Annotated in this window: 18 protein-coding genes; 12 read left to right on the top strand and 6 right to left on the bottom strand. The window is 69.1% G+C overall.

Translation table 11 applies throughout. From position 1 onward, the window contains the following. The first annotated feature begins 23 nt into the window (after positions 1-23). The 3 genes from dprA to BMY74_RS18645 all read left to right on the top strand — a co-directional run bounded on the left by dprA (position 24) and on the right by BMY74_RS18645 (position 3,441). Entirely contained in the window at positions 24-1,208 is a 1,185-nt protein-coding gene (gene dprA, locus BMY74_RS46225; RefSeq protein WP_425434844.1) for a DNA-processing protein DprA, read from the top strand. Between the two features lie 285 nt (positions 1,209-1,493). Then, positions 1,494-2,471, top strand: a complete 978-nt coding sequence (locus tag BMY74_RS18650) for a tyrosine recombinase XerC (RefSeq protein ID WP_089917552.1) — start codon at positions 1,494-1,496, stop codon at positions 2,469-2,471. Between the two features lie 31 nt (positions 2,472-2,502). Then, on the top strand, positions 2,503-3,441 hold the full coding sequence (locus BMY74_RS18645) for a FliA/WhiG family RNA polymerase sigma factor (protein WP_425434843.1): 939 nt from the start codon (positions 2,503-2,505) through the stop codon (positions 3,439-3,441). Positions 3,442-4,349: 908 nt separating this feature from the next. Here the strand turns inward: BMY74_RS18645 and BMY74_RS18640 are convergent. Further along, positions 4,350-4,823 carry a M23 family metallopeptidase gene (locus BMY74_RS18640; protein ID WP_089917548.1) on the bottom strand — a complete coding sequence of 158 codons (474 nt, stop codon included), beginning with the start codon at positions 4,821-4,823 and terminating at the stop codon, positions 4,350-4,352. A 374-nt stretch (positions 4,824-5,197) separates the two neighbouring features. On the opposite strand from BMY74_RS18640, the gene rpsB reads away from it, so the two are divergent. The 5 genes from rpsB to BMY74_RS18615 all read left to right on the top strand — a co-directional run bounded on the left by rpsB (position 5,198) and on the right by BMY74_RS18615 (position 9,299). Next, on the top strand, positions 5,198-6,040 hold the full coding sequence (gene rpsB / locus BMY74_RS18635; RefSeq protein ID WP_089917546.1) for a 30S ribosomal protein S2: 843 nt from the start codon (positions 5,198-5,200) through the stop codon (positions 6,038-6,040). A gap of 71 nt (positions 6,041-6,111) precedes the next feature. After that, positions 6,112-6,927 carry a translation elongation factor Ts gene (gene tsf / locus BMY74_RS18630; RefSeq protein ID WP_089917544.1) on the top strand — a complete coding sequence of 272 codons (816 nt, stop codon included), beginning with the start codon at positions 6,112-6,114 and terminating at the stop codon, positions 6,925-6,927. Between the two features lie 121 nt (positions 6,928-7,048). Beyond that, positions 7,049-7,759: a UMP kinase gene (gene pyrH, locus BMY74_RS18625; RefSeq protein ID WP_301325822.1), complete on the top strand. Its 711-nt coding sequence runs from the start codon at positions 7,049-7,051 to the stop codon at positions 7,757-7,759. A 61-nt stretch (positions 7,760-7,820) separates the two neighbouring features. Then, on the top strand, positions 7,821-8,378 hold the full coding sequence (gene frr, locus BMY74_RS18620) for a ribosome recycling factor (RefSeq protein WP_089917541.1): 558 nt from the start codon (positions 7,821-7,823) through the stop codon (positions 8,376-8,378). Positions 8,379-8,444: 66 nt separating this feature from the next. Next, on the top strand, positions 8,445-9,299 hold the full coding sequence (locus tag BMY74_RS18615) for a phosphatidate cytidylyltransferase (protein WP_089917539.1): 855 nt from the start codon (positions 8,445-8,447) through the stop codon (positions 9,297-9,299). Between the two features lie 3 nt (positions 9,300-9,302). On the opposite strand, the gene BMY74_RS18610 is transcribed toward BMY74_RS18615, so the two are convergent. Then, positions 9,303-10,112, bottom strand: a complete 810-nt coding sequence (locus BMY74_RS18610; protein WP_089917537.1) for a VOC family protein — start codon at positions 10,110-10,112, stop codon at positions 9,303-9,305. A 94-nt stretch (positions 10,113-10,206) separates the two neighbouring features. Here BMY74_RS18610 and BMY74_RS18605 point away from each other — a divergent pair, with 94 nt between their 5' ends. Both BMY74_RS18605 and BMY74_RS18600 read left to right on the top strand, forming a co-directional pair. After that, positions 10,207-10,950, top strand: a complete 744-nt coding sequence (locus BMY74_RS18605) for a class I SAM-dependent methyltransferase (protein WP_245786211.1) — start codon at positions 10,207-10,209, stop codon at positions 10,948-10,950. A gap of 22 nt (positions 10,951-10,972) precedes the next feature. Then, positions 10,973-11,950, top strand: a complete 978-nt coding sequence (locus tag BMY74_RS18600) for an aldo/keto reductase (protein WP_089917535.1) — start codon at positions 10,973-10,975, stop codon at positions 11,948-11,950. Position 11,951: 1 nt separating this feature from the next. Here BMY74_RS18600 and BMY74_RS18595 read toward each other — a convergent pair whose 3' ends face one another. Then, on the bottom strand, positions 11,952-12,338 hold the full coding sequence (locus BMY74_RS18595; RefSeq protein ID WP_245786210.1) for a PadR family transcriptional regulator: 387 nt from the start codon (positions 12,336-12,338) through the stop codon (positions 11,952-11,954). 203 nt (positions 12,339-12,541) lie between these two features. Here BMY74_RS18595 and rlmN point away from each other — a divergent pair, with 203 nt between their 5' ends. After that, positions 12,542-13,648, top strand: coding sequence for a dual-specificity RNA methyltransferase RlmN (rlmN, locus tag BMY74_RS18590; RefSeq protein WP_089917533.1), 1,107 nt, complete (start codon positions 12,542-12,544; stop codon positions 13,646-13,648). A 22-nt stretch (positions 13,649-13,670) separates the two neighbouring features. Here the strand turns inward: rlmN and BMY74_RS18585 are convergent, their stop codons facing one another. Beyond that, a complete protein-coding gene (locus BMY74_RS18585; RefSeq protein ID WP_143091615.1) occupies positions 13,671-14,645 on the bottom strand; it encodes a hypothetical protein in 975 nt (324 codons plus the stop codon). Positions 14,646-14,778: 133 nt separating this feature from the next. Here BMY74_RS18585 and BMY74_RS18580 point away from each other — a divergent pair, with 133 nt between their 5' ends. Further along, entirely contained in the window at positions 14,779-15,207 is a 429-nt protein-coding gene (locus BMY74_RS18580) for a hypothetical protein (RefSeq protein WP_089917530.1), read from the top strand. On the opposite strand, the gene BMY74_RS18575 is transcribed toward BMY74_RS18580, so the two are convergent. Both BMY74_RS18575 and BMY74_RS18570 read right to left on the bottom strand, forming a co-directional pair. Then, positions 15,204-15,695 (bottom strand): beta-class carbonic anhydrase, encoded by a 492-nt coding sequence (locus BMY74_RS18575; RefSeq protein WP_089917529.1) that lies wholly within the window; start codon positions 15,693-15,695, stop codon positions 15,204-15,206. The two genes, BMY74_RS18580 and BMY74_RS18575, sit on opposite strands and share 4 nt — an antisense overlap. 118 nt (positions 15,696-15,813) lie before the next feature. Next, on the bottom strand, positions 15,814-17,007 hold the full coding sequence (locus BMY74_RS18570; RefSeq protein ID WP_089917527.1) for a ricin-type beta-trefoil lectin domain protein: 1,194 nt from the start codon (positions 17,005-17,007) through the stop codon (positions 15,814-15,816). Between the last annotated feature and the right edge of the window lie 130 nt (positions 17,008-17,137).

Genomic DNA, 17,137 nt, shown 5'->3' with positions numbered 1-17,137 from the left:
TGGCTCCCCTGGTGGTGGTTCCGGTGACCACCCCGCCCACTGCCTCCGCCACCCCGGTAGCCACTCCAGCCGCCGCTCTGGCCACCGATGCCGTTCGCCTCGCGAGGGCCTACCTGTCTCGCGTCGCGGAGCCTTATCCGGCGGCGCTCGCGGCCCTGATCGCCGAGGTCGGGCCGGTCGAGGCGGCGGAGCTCGTGAGGTCCGGTGAGGTGTCGCCGTCCGTGGCCGGCCAGACGTCCGCGCGGCGCGCGGAGGAGCGTGCCCAGGCGGATCTCGCCTCCATCGCCAGGGTGGGCGGGCGGCTGGTCGTCCCCGAGGACGAGGAGTGGCCGCGGTGGCCCCTGCTCGCGCTGGAGAACGTCGCTGCCCGGCGGTGCGGGGGAGAGCCGATCGCGCTCTGGGTGCGCGGGCCGCACTTCCTGGCCGACGCGGTGGAAAGGGCCGTGGCCGTCGTCGGGTCGCGGGCTGCCAGCGGATACGGCGAGCACGTGGCCGGTGAGTTCGCGCACGGGCTGGCGTCGGCGGGCCTGACCGTCGTCTCCGGCGCCGCGTACGGGATCGACGGTGCTGCTCATCGCGGTGCGCTTGCCGCCTGCGGGCTGACGATCGCGGTGCTGGCTTGTGGTGTGGACACCGCCTATCCCGCCGGGCACCAGGGGCTGCTCGCCAGGATCGCGCGGGAGGGGCTGATCGTCAGCGAGTACCCGCCCGGCGTGATGCCTGCCCGGCATCGGTTCCTCACCCGCAACCGGCTCATCGCCGCGCTGGGTGGTGGCACGGTGGTCGTCGAGGCCGGGCGGCGCAGCGGGGCCAAGAACACGGCCGCGATCACCCAGGCGCTGGGGCGGCCGCTGATGGTGGTGCCCGGCCCGGTCACGTCTGCCAGCTCCATCGGCTGCCACGAGCTGCTGCGGGACGGGCGGGCGGTGTCGGTGAGCTCGGTGGCCGAGATCGTCGAGTCGGTGGGGCGGTTCGGTGACGACCTCGCCACGGAGCCCGCCGAGAAGGAGAGCGAGCTCGGGGCGCCCCAGGGCGAGGCCATGCGCGTGTACGAGGCCCTGGGGCGGCGCAACGGGGTCAGCGCCGAGGCCGTGTCGGTCGAGTCCGGGGTGCCGCTGCAGCGGGTGCGGGCGTTGTTGCCCGAGCTGGAACTCGCTGGTCTGGCCCTGCACGTCGACGAAGGCTGGCAGAAGCTGGAGATGAGGTGAGGACTGTCCACTGTGGATTGAACGCGCTCGTCGGCCGCAGGTGTCCCCGGCGGTGATCGTCGGGGAGTGCGGACGACTTGCGGTCCGCTGGGGTCGTCGACTGTCCGGACAGTCGTGACGGCCGCTGTCACTACTCCGAAAGGTGATCTGTGCGGGTCGTTGAACCACTGGTCGTCACAGCGAGTTGAAACGTTATCGTCTTCTCGATCATGAGAGCGCTCTCAAATGGCGCGAGGGTGTGGCGATACTTGACCTATCGCCCCGACTGGCGCAGCGTCTTGGCCTATGTCCCCGCCGCCGCATGGTCGGACACGTCGTGTCGATCTCGTTCGCCTGCGCGAAAAACTGCCGGCGACCGTTGCGGACGTGTTGCGGCAGTTCGAGCGGTACCTGATGTTGGAGCGTGATCTGTCGCCGCACACGGTTCGCGCTTACCTCGGTGATGCCGTGGCGCTGCTTGGACACGTCGCTGGGAATATCCCGGAGAACGCCGACGTCGCGGACATCGACCTGACCAACCTGCGGTCGTGGCTTGCCGCGCAACGCACTTCGGGTGCCAGTCGCACGACCCTTGCCAGGCGTGCCGCGGCCGCGCGCGCGTTTACCGCGTGGGCGCACCGAGCAGGGCATTTGGCCTCGGATCCCGGCCCGCGGCTCGCTGCCCCGCGACCGCACCGGACGTTGCCGTCGGTGTTGCGCGAGGACCAGGCGAAGGACGCGATGCGCGCCGTATCCTCTGGCGCGTCCCAGGGCGATCCGGTTGCGCTGCGTGATCAGGCCGTGGTGGAGTTGCTGTACGCCACGGGTATCCGCGTGGCCGAGCTCTGTGGTCTTGATCTCGACGACGTGGACTACTCCCTAAGGGTGATTCGGGTTCTGGGCAAAGGTGGACGCGAGCGCACCACACCATTCGGTGTGCCGGCCGAACGAGCGCTGCGGCGATGGGTGGACGAAGGGCGAAACGCCCTGGTGGCACCGGATTCGCCGCCCGCGTTGTTCCTCGGTGCCCGTGGCGGCAGGCTGAACCAGCGGGCCGTCCGCACCCTGGTGCACGAGGTCGTCGCCGTGGTACCGGACGCACCGGACATCGGGCCGCACGGGTTGCGCCACTCCGCCGCGACCCATTTGCTGGAAGGAGGAGCGGACCTGCGCACCGTCCAAGAACTGCTTGGTCACGCTACGCTCGCAACGACTCAGCTTTACACACACGTCACTGTCGAACGGCTGAAGGCGATCCATGACCGAACCCACCCCCGTTCCTGACGCCGCAGGGGGAGGATCGCGTACGGCGACCGTGCCCCCTGAACCCGTCCTGCCCGCACCAGTGTCGAAGCAGGCGAGCAACGGGCACCGTCAGAACGGCGCGCCACGCACCGAGGCGACCCCCGAGCCCGGTGCCAACACGCATGTCAACGGCACGCCCGTGGCCGTGCCGACTGCGGTGACGCGCACGGACGTCCGGTCCGGTGACGACGTAGAGGCCGGCATCGTCGCCCTGTGGCGCAGCTACGGCGAGTCCCGCGACCAGAACCAGCGCGACCGCCTGGTCCTGCACTACGCGCCGCTGGTCAAGTACGTCGCCGGCCGCGTCGGCACGGGCCTGCCCGCCCACGTGGACGTGGCCGACCTGATCCAGTCCGGCATCTTCGGCCTGGTCGACGCGATCGAGAAGTTCGAGCCGGAACGCGGCCTCAAGTTCGAGACCTACGCCATGCAGCGCATCCGCGGCGCGATCCTCGACGACCTGCGCTCCCAGGACTGGGTGCCGCGCTCGGTCCGCAGCCGAGCCCGCGACGTCGAACGAGCCCTCGAACGCCTCGGCGCCAAGCTGCAGCGCACGCCCACCGACCGCGAGCTCGCCGCAGAGCTCAAGATCGGCCTGGCGGAGCTGCGCGAGCTCTACGGTCAGCTCCAGCTCACCAGCGTCGTGGCCCTCGACGAGCTGATCGCCCCGAACAAGGGCGGCTCGTCCCTGGCCGAGTCGCTGCCCGACGACGCCGCGGAAGACCCGGTGGCGAGCCTCGTCGACCAGGACAGCCGCCGCCAGCTGGCCGACGCGATCGCCCAGCTCGCGGAACGCGACCGCGTGGTCGTGACCCTCTACTACTTCGAGAACCTGACCCTCGCCGAGATCGGCAAGGTCCTCGGCGTGACCGAGTCCAGGGTCTGCCAGCTGCACACCCGCGCGGTCCTGCGCCTGCGCACCAAGCTCAACGAGCAGTCCGAGGCCTGACCGCACCTCGATCCCCAGCAGCCTGGCGGGCGCCGGGCTGCCGAACACCCGTACCGGGAGAGCCGCACAGGGCCGCTCGACGCGGCTCAAAACCCCTTTCCGCCTGTTGCCAGGACTAATTCACTCGAACGGGTGGGCCTTGGAGCACCTCCAGGCACGCCGCGTGCCCGCTCGGGCATTCGAGGCGTGGCGACCGTGAAGCCGGACGGGCTGCAGGCAGCTACGCCGAGGTCATGAGACGTGGGCTGTCGCCACGGCAGACGTGCGGTCGAGGAACCGCTGTGCCTGGGACGGGCGTGTTGTGCATGAGTCCTCCCGCAGGTGCTGGTGATGGGCGGTCTCGCTAACAACCGGGCAATTGGCGGGCAGCCGCGCCTGACGTGAGTCGTTGGTGAGGGCCGGGTCAGAACTGAGCGGTTGGACGTGCGCGGCTGGGCCGGGGAGAGCTGCGGGGCGGGCGTGAGCGGCTGGTCAGGGATGTTGGGTCGATGGTGGGCTGCTGAGCAGGTGTGGGCCGTAGGCGGGTTGGGCGCTGGGGCGTTGCTTGCTGGGGTCGGCGGCTGAGCCGGGGATGGTGGTCGGCGGCAGCCCGGTCGGTGGTGGGTGGCTGCTCCGGGAGCGGCTGCGGCGTCCCGGGGGCGAGGAGTCGCTGGGGCGGGTGTGAGCCGCTGAGGCGGGCGTGGGTAGTTGGCGGGTGGTGCGCGGGCTGGGTCGCCTGGGTGGACCCGCCTGTGGTGGGGCTGTGCAGGGCGGCCAGGTGGCCGGGAGGCGGCTGAGTGAGCGGGGTGCCGCCTTCCCGGCCCCTGGTGGGCGCTTGCGGCGGGGGAGGGGTGCGCCGCTGGTCGACCCGCCGGGGTTGCGGGGAGCGCCCTGCGAGGGCCGCGCGCCTCGGGCTGCGCGGCGGGTGGTCAGCCGCCTCTTGGCGGGGTGGCGAGGGGGAGGAGGCGTACGCGGGCCGTCGTGACCAGGTGGAGCGGGTTCAGGTAGGCGTTGGCCCTGCGGGCTCCCCAGTGCAGGCAGGGGGTCGGGCAGTGGCCTGGTTGGAGGTGGCCGATCACCTCGCCGCGGCGGACCGGGTGGCCTGCCGTCACTGTTGGGGCGATGGGTTCGTAGGTGGTGCGTAGGCCGTTGCGGTGGTCGAGGGAGACGAGGGTTCTTGCTGCCACCGCGCCTGCGAAGACCACTGTCGCGTCGGCTGTGGCCAGGACCGGGGTGCCCGCGGGTGCGGCCAGGTCGGCGCCGCGGTGGCCCGGGCCGAACGGGGTGGCCGGGGCCTCGAAGGCGCGCACCACCTGGTGCGGCGGTGGGAGGGGCCAGGTGAAGCGGGCCGGGGGTGGGGCCAGGAGCGTCGTGAGGAGCAGGGCGGTGGGGAGGAGGGGCATGGGGTCAACAGTGGGGGTGGGGGTGTGCGGGGGACCAGGGGTGATGGCGAAGCTGTGGATTACTCGCCGGTTGTGGACAACTGCCCTTCGGGAGGTGGGGGCGATTCGAGTTTTGTCGGGGATGGGGAGTAGACTTTTGGGCGCGTCCCGTCTGTGCGCGGGACGACTTCGCGTGCCAACGCAGATCCGACCTGCTTTTCCAGCTTGGTCGAGTCACGACGTCCGACGGTCCTGACGGTGCAGAGATGCTCCTCGGGTGCGGGCGGCGGCGGAGGCACCAGGGCTGACTGGCCGAACCCGGCCTGAGGCGACAACCGGCAACGACGTGCGAAGGCGAGACCTCGCGCGTCCGACAGATGAGGTGCGAACCGGCCATGGCCGTCGTAACCATGAAGCAGCTGCTCGACAGCGGCGTGCACTTCGGGCACCAGACGCGGCGCTGGAACCCGAAGATGAAGCGCTACATCTTCACCGAGCGCAACGGCATCTACATCATCGACCTGCAGCAGACGCTGACCTACATCGACCGGGCTTACGAGTTCGTCAAGGAAACGGTCGCGCACGGCGGGTCGATCCTGTTCATCGGCACCAAGAAGCAGGCGCAGGAGGCCATCGCCAACGAGGCGCTCCGCGTCGGCATGCCCTACGTGAACCAGCGCTGGCTGGGCGGCATGCTCACCAACTTCTCGACGGTCCACAAGAGGCTCCAGCGCCTCAAGGAGCTCGAGTCGATGGAGCAGACCGGCGGTTTCCAGGGTTTCACCAAGAAGGAAATCCTGATGATGAACCGCGAGAAGGACAAGCTGGAGCGCACGCTCGGCGGTATCCGCGACATGTCCAAGGTGCCCAGCGCCGTGTGGATCGTGGACACCAAGAAGGAGCACATCGCGGTCGGTGAGGCTCGCAAGCTGAACATCCCGATCGTCGCGATCCTCGACACCAACTGCGACCCGGACGAGGTCGACTACCCGATCCCGGGCAACGACGACGCGATCCGTTCCGCGGCCCTGCTGACCAAGGTCGTGGCCGAGGCCGCCGCCGCCGGTCTCATGCAGCGCTCCGGTGGTCGTCGTGACGCCGCTGACGGCCAGGACAAGCCCGAGGTCGCCACCGACGAGCCGCTGGCGGAGTGGGAGCAGGAGCTCCTCACCTCCAACGCCGCCGTCGCGACCGAGGCCCCGGCCGAGGCTCCGGCCGAGCAGCCCGTCCAGTCCTGATCTCCCCCATGAGGTGCCCGCGACAAGCGGGCACCTCATGACCTAAGCGCGTACATCGCAGAAGGAAAACGATGGCGAACTACACCACCGCGGACGTCAAGAAGCTCCGCGAGCTGACCGCCGCCGGCATGATGGACTGCAAGAAGGCCCTGGACGAGGCCGACGGCGACTTCGACAAGGCCGTCGAGATCCTCCGCATCAAGGGCGCGAAGGACGTCGGCAAGCGCGCCGAGCGCACCACGTCCAACGGCCTCGTCGCCGTCAAGGACGGCGCGATGGTCGAGCTGCGCTGCGAGACCGACTTCGTGGCCAAGAACGCCGACTTCATCGCCCTGGCCGACGACATCGTCGCAATCGCCAAGGCCAACAAGGTCGCCGACGTCGAGGCCCTCAAGGCCGTCGAGGTCGACGGCAAGACCGTGGACGCGCTGGTCCAGGAGTTCTCCGCCAAGATCGGCGAGAAGCTCGAGCTGGCCAAGGCCGTCGACTACGACGGCACCGTGTCGGTCTACCTGCACAAGCGTGCCGCCGACCTGCCGCCCGCCGTCGGCGTGCTGGTCGAGTACACCGGTGACAACGCCGAGGTCGCCAAGGGTGCCGCGATGCAGATCGCCGCGATGCGCCCGAAGTTCGTCACCCGTGACGAGGTGCCCGAGGAGCTCGTCGCCAACGAGCGCCGCATCGCCGAGGAGACCGCTCGCGAGGAGGGCAAGCCCGAGGGCGCGCTCCCCAAGATCGTCGAGGGTCGCGTCAACGGCTTCTTCAAGGACGTCGTGCTCCTCGAGCAGGCTTCCGTGACCGACAGCAAGAAGACGGTCAAGGCTCTTCTGGACGAGGCCGGCGTGACGGTGACCCGTTTCGCTCGGTTCGAGGTCGGCCAGAGCTGATTCGCATGAGGGCGGGGTTGCGGGTACCAGCGACCCCGCCCTTGGCGTGTCCACACCAGTTTTCCAGGGCGCAAGGAGAGGACCTGTGAGCGAAGACGGCAGCCACGGCTACAGCCGGGTGATGCTCAAGCTCGGTGGCGAGATGTTCGGCGGCGGTGGCGTCGGCGTCGACCCCGACGTCGTCCAGACGGTCGCCCGCCAGATCGCGGCCGTCCACAAGTCCGGCGTGCAGGTGGCCGTCGTGATCGGCGGTGGCAACTTCTTCCGCGGGTCCGAGCTCCAGCAGCGCGGCATGGACCGCTCGCGCGCCGACTACATGGGCATGCTCGGCACGGTCATGAACTGCCTGGCGCTGCAGGACTTCCTCGAGCGCGAGCACGGCATCGACACGCGCGTGCAGACCTCCATCCAGATGACGCAGGTCGCCGAGTCCTACATCCCCCGCCGCGCGATGCGCCACCTCGAGAAGAAGCGCGTCGTGATCTTCGGTGGCGGCGCGGGCCTGCCGTACTTCTCCACGGACACCACGGCCGCCCAGCGCGCGCTGGAGATCGGCTGCGAGATCGTCCTGATGGCCAAGGCCGTCGACGGCGTCTACACGGCGGACCCCAAGATCGACCCGGACGCGTTGATGTTCGACAACATCACCCACCGCGAGGTGCTGGAACGCGGCCTCAACGTCGCCGACGCGACCGCGTTCAGCCTGTGCATGGACAACAACATGCCGATCCTCGTCTTCAACCTCCTCACCGAGGGCAACATCGCCCGGGCGGTGCGTGGTGAGAAGATCGGCACCCTGGTCAGCACCCCCGGTGGCCGTCCGGCCTTCTAGACCTGGTGGGATCTCTCCAGGACCGGGAATCAGGCACGAACACGCAGAGCAAGGAGCAGTCGTGATCGACGAGACCCTCCTCGACGCCGAGGAGAAGATGGAAAAGGCGGTTTCGGTGGCGAAGGAGAACCTCTCCTCCGTCCGAACCGGTCGTGCGACTCCCTCGATGTTCAACCGCATCCACATCGACTACTACGGCTCGATGACGCCGCTGAACCAGATGGCCAGCATCACGGTCCCCGAGGCGCGCATGGCTGTCGTGAAGCCGTACGACGCGAGCCAGCTGGGCGCCATCGAGAAGGCGATCCGGGACTCCGACCTGGGCGTCAACCCGAGCAACGACGGCTCGATCATCCGCATCGTCATCCCGCAGCTCTCCGAGGAGCGCCGCCGGGACATGGTGAAGGTCGCCAAGCAGAAGGGCGAGGACGCGCGCGTCTCCGTCCGCGGTGTCCGCCGCAAGGCGAAGGAAGAGATCGACCGGCTCGTCAAGGACGGCGAGGTCGGCGAGGACGACGGCTCCCGCGGTGAGAAGGAGCTCGACGCTCTCACCCACAAGTACGTCGCGCAGGTCGACGAGCTCGTGAAGCACAAGGAAGCCGAGCTCCTCGAAGTCTGATTTCCCCGATGGTTCGCCCGGCCGAGTCGCGGCAGGCGTGATGGCCCTGGCCGGGCGGAGGTCGTGATGGGAGCACAGGTGGCAGGCGGTCCCGCGGACGTGCCCGCGTCGAAACCGTCGCGCGCGGGGCGTGACCTGCGGGCGGCGATCCTCGTCGGCGTCGGGCTCGGCGCGGTGATCATCGCGTCGCTGCTGACGGTGAAGGAGACCTTCATCGCGATCGTCGCGGCCGCGGTGGCCGTGTCGACGTGGGAGATCGCGACCGCCTTCAAGAAGGCCGGCATCAACGTGGCCCTGTGGCCCGCGTTGATCGGCGGCCAGGCGATCCTGTGGCTGTCCTGGCCGCTGGAGCGCGCCGGCATGATGACCGCGTTCGTGGTCACCGTGCTGGTGTGCATGATCTGGCGGTTTCGGGGCGGCTCGGACGGCTACCTGCGCGACCTGAGCGCGTCCGTGTTCACGGTCGCGTACGTGCCGTTGTTCGCGGCGTTCGCGGCCATGCTCGTCGTTCCTGACGACGGCGTGGGCCGCGTTTTCGCGTTCATCATCGGTGTCGTGCTGTCGGACGTCGGCGGCTACGCGGCCGGTGTCTTCCTGGGCAAGCACCCGATGGCGCCGTCGATCAGCCCGAAGAAGTCCTGGGAGGGCTTCGCCGGTTCGCTGACCGCCGGTGTGGTCGGTGGCGCGATCACGGTGTCGACGCTGCTCGACGGCCAGTGGTGGCAGGGCGCGCTGTTCGGCGCCGCGCTCGTCGTCACGGCCACCGCGGGCGACCTGGTCGAGTCGCTGATCAAGCGCGACCTCGGCATCAAGGACATGGGCACCCTGCTGCCCGGTCACGGCGGCCTGATGGACCGGATGGACTCGCTCCTGCCGTCCGCCGTCGCCTCCTGGCTGCTGCTGCACCTCTTCGTGCAGTAGGCGCTAGTCGTCGAACGGGTCGTCCACCTCGGTGCGCGGCTCGGCCTCGATCACGCGGGACGGGTCGATCACGGAGAAGGCCATTCCCGCGTGGTCCTCGACCACGGTGATGCGTCCGAACGGGGTGTCGTAGGGCTCCACGGTCACCCGGCCACCGAGCTCCAGCACGCGGTAGGCCACCGAGTCGATGCCGATCTCGGGCGCGGCGTTGAAGTACACCATCCAGTGGGAGCGCTCTCCGTACGGGAACTCTCGCCCCATCTTCTGCCGGCCGATCACCTCGGTGCCCTCGACGGACCACGACGCGTAGTCCAGCCGGTGCCCGTCGCCGATCTGCGTGATGTCGAAGTGGCACAGCTCGCCGAAGAACTCGTCGGCCACGGCGCCGTCGCGGGTGTTCAGCTCGGCCCACGCGTAGGAACCGTGGCCGCCCATCCCGAACCGCCAGTCCGGCATCACGTGCCGGAACCCGACGACGGCGCCGGTCGGATCGGCGATCACCGTGCTCTGCGTGTGGTCGGCGGTGTCCTCCGGGTTGCGCAGCACCGATCCGCCCAGGTGGAAGGCCTTCTCGGCGGTGGCACGCGCGTGTGGTGTGACCAGGTACAACCGCCACGGTTCGGGGTCGCCCTGAGGGAGACCCGCGACGGGGATGCCGTCCACCATCGCGACGGCGTCGTCGGCGTAGTGCCAGCCGAACAGGCCGGTGTAGAACTCGATGGCGCCCTTGAGGTCGTCGACGGATCTCTCGACCCAGCAAGGGCTGCCGGACAACAAAGGCGCGAGCTGGGGAGAGTTGGGCGCGATCGACACAGCCGCCTCCTGCAGGGAAGAGATGCTGTCACGCTACGCCGTGATTGGACGAATTCGTACGGTCACAGGCAAATAGAGGCCCTACAGTGGCCCTGTGAGGGGATTCGTGCGGGCGGCGTTGAACGCGGTGCGTCCGGCGGACGTCGTGCCGAGCCCGAACATCTGGCACTGGCCCGACGTCTACGAGGTCGAGAACCGCGCCCAGGACGTCCACGGTGCGATGTGGACGGCGATAAGCGAAGAATGTCCGTTTGACGGCGGGGACGTCGTGGACGTCGGTTGTGGCGACGGGTTCCACCTGCCGTTGTTCGCCGCGACCGCGAAGTCCGTCACGGGTGTCGAACCGCATCCGCCACTGGTCGTGCGGGCCAAGCACCGCGTCGCAGACCTGCCGAACGCGCGCGTCGTTTCCGGTCCCGCACAACGGCTCCCGCTCGACGACGCCTCCGCCGACCTGGTGCACGCGCGCACCGCGTACTTCTTCGGGCCCGGCTGCGAACCCGGTCTGCAGGAGGCGGACAGGGTACTGCGGCCGGGCGGTGCGACCGTGATCATCGACCTGGACGGGTCGGCGGATCCGTACGGGCCCTGGCTGCGCGCCGACGAACCGCGCTACAACCCGGCCGCGGTCGAGAAGTTCTTCGCCGACAACGGGTTCTCGCTTCGCCGCGTCACGGCGGAGTGGCGGTTCGAGACGCGCGAGGACCTGGAGTCGGTGCTGCGCATCGAGTTCTCCGCGAAGGTCGCCGAACGGGCGATCGCCTCCGTCAGCGGGTTGAGCTTCCCGGTCGGGTACCGGCTGCACGTGCGGCGCAAGCCGACATCGCTGATCGTCTGAACCGCCATTAGGCTCTCGATTCGTGGAGAAGCGAAACGCAGGCAGGTTGAACCGCCAGGTCGGGGTCGTCGGACTCGGCTGCTGGCAGCTCGGCGCCGACTGGGGCGACGTGGACGAGAGCGACGCGCTCGCGTTGCTGCACGCGGCGGCCGACACCGGGGTCGACTTCTTCGACACCGCCGACGTGTACGGCGACGGCCGCAGCGAGACGCTCGTCGGCCGGTTCCTCAAAGAGCGCAAGGACGACGGGATCTTCGTCGCCACGAAGATGGGGCGGCGGCTGCCGGCGCAGGTCGCGGAGGGGTACAACCGGGAGAACTTCCTCGCGTGGAACGACCGGAGCCGCCGCAACCTCGGTGTCGACACGCTGGACCTGGTGCAGCTGCACTGCCCGCCCACCGCGGTCTACAGCCGTGACGAGGTGTACGACACCTTGGACGAAATGGTGGAGCAGCAGCGGATCGCTGCTTACGGCGTGTCGGTGGAGAAGGTCGAGGAGGCGCTGGAGGCGATCAAGCGCCCGAACGTGGCCAGCGTCCAGATCATCCTGAACGCGTTCCGGCTCAAGCCCCTCGACGAGGTGCTGCCGAAGGCCGCCGAGGCGGGCGTCGCGATCATCGCGCGGGTGCCGCTCGCGTCCGGGTTGCTGTCCGGCAAGTACACGGCGGAGACGACCTTCGGGGCCGACGACCACCGCAACTACAACCGCAACGGTGAGGCCTTCGACGTCGGCGAGACCTTCGCCGGGGTGCCGTTCGAGGTCGGCCTCGAGGCGGTGGAACGGCTGCGGCCGCTGGTGCCGGAAGGTGCCACGATGGCGCAGTTCGCGCTCCGGTGGATCGTGGACCAGTCCGGCGTCACGGTCGTGATCCCCGGTGCCCGCAACGTGGAGCAGGCTCGGGGCAACGCGCAGGCGGCGGACCTGCAGCCGGTGGACGGCAAGGCCGTCGAGGCCGTGTACGACGAGCTGATCCGCCCGCACGTGCACGATCGGTGGTAGGTCACTCTTCGGCGAGGATGGCGTAGAGCCTGCGCCGCAGCTCGTTGTAGAGCTCGGCGGCGCGGGCCTTCTGCTCCGGCGTGCCCGCGTGGGAGATCTGCTCCATCGCGGCGCCGAGCAGCCGGACCGCGGTGCGCAGTTCACCGTCGACCGGGTCGAGCTGGATCTCGATGTCGCGCCAGGGCGGGGCCGTGTGCTCCGTCCTGCCGCGCTCGGTGAGGTCGAACAACTTCTTGCCTCCTTCTTCCTCCGCGGAGACGAGGCCCTCGTCGGCGAGCATCTGCAGCGTCGGGTAGACCGAGCCGGGGCTCGGGCTCCACACGCCTCCGGTGCGCCTGGCGATCTCCTGGATGATCTCGTAGCCGTGCATCGGCCGTTCTGCCAGCAAGGACAGAACCGCCGCCCGGACGTTGCCGCGCCTCTGGCGGCCGCCGCCCCTGCCTCGCCCGCCGCCCCCGAAGGGTCCGTGGCGATGCCTCTGGTGGTGTTCTCGGTGGTGTGGTCGCATCATCATGTCGTTAACGATATATCGGAACCTATCGCGATGCAACGGTCTTGTGTTGGTGAAGTTCGTGGGACACTAGATGTGCTATGACCTCGCTTCCCCTTGTCTTCGACGCGCCCAAGCGCGGCCTGCCGCCGCGCCACCTGGTCGACCTCTCGCCCGCCCAACGCGCGGAAGCCGTTGCGGCGCTGGGTGAGAAGCCGTTCCGGGCCAAGCAGCTGTCGAACCACTACTTCAGCCGCCTGACCGTCGACCCCGCCGAGATGACCGACATCCCGGCGTCCACGCGCGACAAGCTCGTGGCCGACCTGATGCCGCCGTTGTTCACGGTCGTGCGCAAGGTCACCACCGACGAGGGCACGACGGCCAAGACGCTGCTGCGCGCGCACGACGGCACGCTCATCGAGTCGGTGCTGATGCGCTACCCGGACCGCGCGACGCTGTGCATCTCGTCGCAGGCGGGCTGCGGCATGGCGTGCCCGTTCTGCGCGACCGGCCAGGGCGGCCTGCAACGCAACCTGTCGACCGCGGAGATCGTGGACCAGGTGCGCCTCGGCGCCGCCGCCATGCGCGACGGCGACCTGCCCGGTGGCCCCGGCCGGCTGTCGAACATCGTCTTCATGGGCATGGGCGAGCCGCTCGCGAACTACAAGCGCATCCTCGAGGCCGTCCACCGCATCTGCGACCCGGCGCCGGACGGCCTGGGCATCTCGCAGCGCCACGTGACGGTGTCGACGGTCGGGCTCGTGCCGGCGATCAAGAAGCTGACCGAGGAGAACCTTCAGGTCCGCCTCGCGGTGTCGCTGCACACGCCGGACGACGAGCTGCGCGACACGCTGGTGCCGGTCAACACGAAGTGGAACGTCTCCGAGGTGCTCGAGGCGGCCCGCGGGTACGCGGACAAGACCGGGCGCCGGGTCAGCATCGAGTACGCGCTGATCCGCGACATCAACGACCAGGGCTGGCGCGCCGACCTGCTGGGCAAGAAGCTGCGCAAGCACCTCGGGCAGCTCGTGCACGTGAACCTGATCCCGCTGAACCCGACGCCGGGCAGCAAGTGGGACGCGTCGCCGAAGCCGGTCGAGCGCGAGTTCGTGCGGCGGGTGCGTGAGCAGGGTGTCGAGTGCACCGTGCGGGACACGCGGGGTCAGGAGATCGCCGCGGCCTGCGGTCAGCTGGCGGCCGAGGGCTGACCGCGGCGATCCCCGCCGGGGTCTAGACGTCGGTGTACCAGTGCACGCCGAGCGTGCCGCGGTTCGCGACCCGTTGCTGGGCCTCGATGCCGACCCAGCCGCGGAACCTCTGCGCGTCGTCGATCACCTGGAGCTGCGGCTTGAGGTGCGAGCCGCCGGTGTAGCACTTGTTGGTGCCCTGCAGCAGGCACGTGCAGAAGTGCTCGTAGTAGTTCTTCCGGCCGCCGTCGGACGCCAGGTAATAACGGACCGCCCGTTGTTCGCCGGGTTTGCACGCCGAGCAGGCCTTCGAGTTCGGGTCGGTGATCTCGACGGCGCCGCTGAGGCAGTTGTCGTTGCACTTCTGGAACTGCTGCAGGTTGATCCCCGAGGTGCCCCAGTCGGAGGTCATCTTCTCGTTCACGGCGTCCCAGGCGTTGTACCGGAACTCGCCCGGGTAGCGCTTCTTCGGGATGTCGTTGACCGGCACGGAGACAGTGGTCCTGACGTTGCTGCCGTAGCCCTTGCCGACGTTCGCGCCGTAGTTCGACGCGGTCAGCGCGATCACGCTGATGCCGGTCTCCGGGCGGGTCACCGTCCAGCTCTCGGTGGCGCCGTTGCTCCAGGTGATGGCGAGCTGGTCACCGGTGGTGGTGTAGCGGCCCCTCAGTTCCTTGACCTCGGCGCCGTTCTGGAACCCGCCGGCGGTGTGGATCTTGCAGTTGTCACACCCCGCCGAGGTGGGCGCGATCGTCGCCGCCGGGTAGCCGATGCTCCAGCTCCAGAACCAGAACGCCTCGCGCACGGTGCCGTCTAGGTCGAAGTAGTACATGGCGAGCCGTGCGAACTCCTTGCCCGTGGGCGGAGTTCCCTCCGGAGCCACCTGGCCGATGGAGACCGCGTAGCTCTCCTTGCCGCCCGGCCGCTCCGCCGCCTGTGCCGCGCTGGGCGACACCACCCCGATCAGCGTGAGCGCTCCGAGCAAGACGAGGCACAGCCTCGAGAACCTGCTTTTCAACGTCGTCCTCCCCAAGAGACGTGATCTGCAATCCGTTCGACCGTAGCGCGGTGGCACGAGGGCCTCCAGGAGTGTCACCTGGTCGTGGTCTACTGCGACGAACATCGCGTGCACGCTGGAGAGGGCTCTACACATGGGTGTCCTGTACGACTACTTCGCCGCGCCGTCCGATGAGGACGCCGCCACGGCGATCACCGAAGGACCGAAGCACCGCTTCCCGACGGTGGAGACCAAGTCGCTCGACCCGATGGTCGTGATGGGACAGCTCGAGCAGCTGCTCACCGGGCGCGACTACGACGACATCGGCGAGGACCCGCGGTGGGGTGGCGACATCGCTCTCGAGCACGACGGTGAGGTGCTGGTCATCAGCGTCACCGACGGGCTGCGGGACGGGCTGGCGGCCGGCGGGGACTTCGGGGCGGTCGCGGTGCGGTGGGCGGAGGCCGAGGAGCTGGAAGGCTTCGATCCCGTTGTGCTCGCGGACGTCCTGCAGCAGCTCGCCGCGCTGGCCGTCGGGGCGAAGGAGCGCGGCGAGCGGCTGTACTGCTGGGCCTGCGTCTAGGGCTTGACCTCGTTCAGCGCGCCGGTGGCCACGTCGAACACGAAGCCGCGCACCGAGTCCTTCACGGGGACGAACGGGTTGCCGGTGATGCGCGCGATCGACTGGCGGACGTCCTCCTCGAGGTCGCCGAACGCCTCGGCGGACCAGGAGGGCTTCACGCCGACGTCGTCCTGGATCGAGCGCTTGAAGTCGTCGTCGGTGAACGTCAGCATGCCGCAGTCGGTGTGGTGGATGAGGATGATCTCCTTGGTGCCGAGCAGGCGCTGGCTGATCGCGAGGGAACGGATCTCGTCCTCGGTCACGACTCCGCCGGCGTTGCGGATGACGTGCGCCTCTCCCTCCTGCAGCCCCAGCACGCGGTAGACGTCGATGCGGGCGTCCATGCAGGCGACGACGGCGACGTGCTTGGCGGGCGGCAGGGGCAGCGGGCCGGAGAACTGTGCGGAGTAGAGGGCGTTGTTGGCGAGCAGTTCGTCGGTGACCGACATGGTTCGGTTCCTCTCACCTGGGGTGATGCTTGAGCCAACTGCCGCATGCGCATACGTGCAAGTGGGCCCATCACGTGAGAAACGCCCTCACTCCGACACAAGCGGGGACAGACGCGAATCAGAGTCGCCAGTTCTGGTTCGCGCCGCCCGTGCACGTCCAGATGTTCAGCCTGGTGCCGTCTGCCGAGGAGTTGCCGGCGGCGTCGAGGCACTTGCCGGACTGCGGGTTGCGCAACGTGTTCCCGACGCGCGACCACACCTGCGCCCCGGTGCCGTTGCACGTCCAGAGGTGCACCACCGTGCCGTCGGCGACGCCGGAACCGTTGACGTCCATGCACTTCCCGAAGGCGCGCAACGTGTCACCGGCGCGTGACCACTGCTGGGCGCCGGTGCCGTTGCAGCCCCACAGCTGGATCGCGGTGCCATCAGCGGTGCCGGAGTTGCTGACGTCGACGCACTTCCCGCCGATGCCCACGATGGTTCCGGAGCCCGACGAGGTCAGGAACTGGCTGCGCGCCACGTTCCAGTGCGTTGCCAGGTAGGAGCCGGAGGCGGGGTTGGTGTGGAAGTAGTCGTTGCCGCCGCAGTCGATCTGGTTCTCGGGTGCGCCGGGGCAGACCTTCACCAGGCCACCGGGCGGGTTCGGGATGCCGCCGTCGTCGTAGCACATGATGTCCTCGTCGTCCCAGCAGTGACCGAACGCCGTGGAGTTGGGCGCCGAACGCTGCACTGCGCCCAACGTGTGCAGCAGTTCGTGCGCGCTGGCCTGCCACGTCCAGCAGCCCGTTCCCACTGCGGCGTAAGAAGGTCCCGAGTTGTAGCCGTTGTCGGCGCCGGGGCGGTCGTCGCCCGGCGCGCCCCACGCCACACCGCAGCCGCCGGAGTCGTGCCAGAACAGGTACTTGCGGTCCGTGCGGTTGTGGCCGCGGGCGGCCAGCTGGTCGGCGACCGCGGAGGGGGACGACATCGCCGACTGCGGCACGACAACGTTGTCCACCTTCGCGCGGCAGTCGGACTGCGTCACGAAACGCACGTGCCGCACGCCGCCGCCCAGGCGCGAGGCCGCCTCGACGAACGCGTTGTCGATCTGGTCGGCGAAGGACTGGAACTGGCCCACGAGCTGCGGGTACCGGTCCGCCGACTGGTCGCCGCGCACGTACACGGCCTGAACGCGCTTGCCGCTCACCCCGTCGCCGTCGCAGACGACGGACTGGACGGACAGGGCGGGCGAGGGCTGCCGGAACTCGTCCGGCAGGTCGTCCACGATCGGACTGAGCAGGGTCAACGCCGCCAACAACACGCCCAGAGACATGAGCAGACCGCCTTCAACGCGAGGACAGGGAAGCGGTCTAGACCATCTCGAACGGTAGCGAACCCGGTACGCACTGTCAGCGGACAGAACAGGACAGGAAACCGGCCGATACGACCGTGCGGCTACCATG

The sequence above is a fragment of the Lentzea albida genome (assembly GCF_900111005.1).
Classification (GTDB): Bacteria; Actinomycetota; Actinomycetes; order Mycobacteriales; family Pseudonocardiaceae; genus Lentzea; species Lentzea albida.
Note: the sequence above shows the minus strand (reverse complement) of the source record. Positions and strands in the feature narration are given on the sequence as shown.

Coding starts and splice junctions, on each gene's coding strand:
- BMY74_RS18650 (WP_089917552.1), top strand. CDS start 1,494: ATGTCCCCGCCGCCGCATGGTCGGACACGTCGTGTCGATCTCGTTCGC.
- BMY74_RS18580 (WP_089917530.1), top strand. CDS start 14,779: ATGGGTGTCCTGTACGACTACTTCGCCGCGCCGTCCGATGAGGACGCC.
- BMY74_RS18575 (WP_089917529.1), bottom strand. CDS start 15,695: ATGTCGGTCACCGACGAACTGCTCGCCAACAACGCCCTCTACTCCGCA.
- rpsB (WP_089917546.1), top strand. CDS start 5,198: ATGGCCGTCGTAACCATGAAGCAGCTGCTCGACAGCGGCGTGCACTTC.
- BMY74_RS18570 (WP_089917527.1), bottom strand. CDS start 17,007: ATGTCTCTGGGCGTGTTGTTGGCGGCGTTGACCCTGCTCAGTCCGATC.
- pyrH (WP_301325822.1), top strand. CDS start 7,049: ATGCTCAAGCTCGGTGGCGAGATGTTCGGCGGCGGTGGCGTCGGCGTC.
- BMY74_RS18640 (WP_089917548.1), bottom strand. CDS start 4,823: ATGCCCCTCCTCCCCACCGCCCTGCTCCTCACGACGCTCCTGGCCCCA.
- rlmN (WP_089917533.1), top strand. CDS start 12,542: ATGACCTCGCTTCCCCTTGTCTTCGACGCGCCCAAGCGCGGCCTGCCG.
- BMY74_RS18615 (WP_089917539.1), top strand. CDS start 8,445: ATGGGAGCACAGGTGGCAGGCGGTCCCGCGGACGTGCCCGCGTCGAAA.
- tsf (WP_089917544.1), top strand. CDS start 6,112: ATGGCGAACTACACCACCGCGGACGTCAAGAAGCTCCGCGAGCTGACC.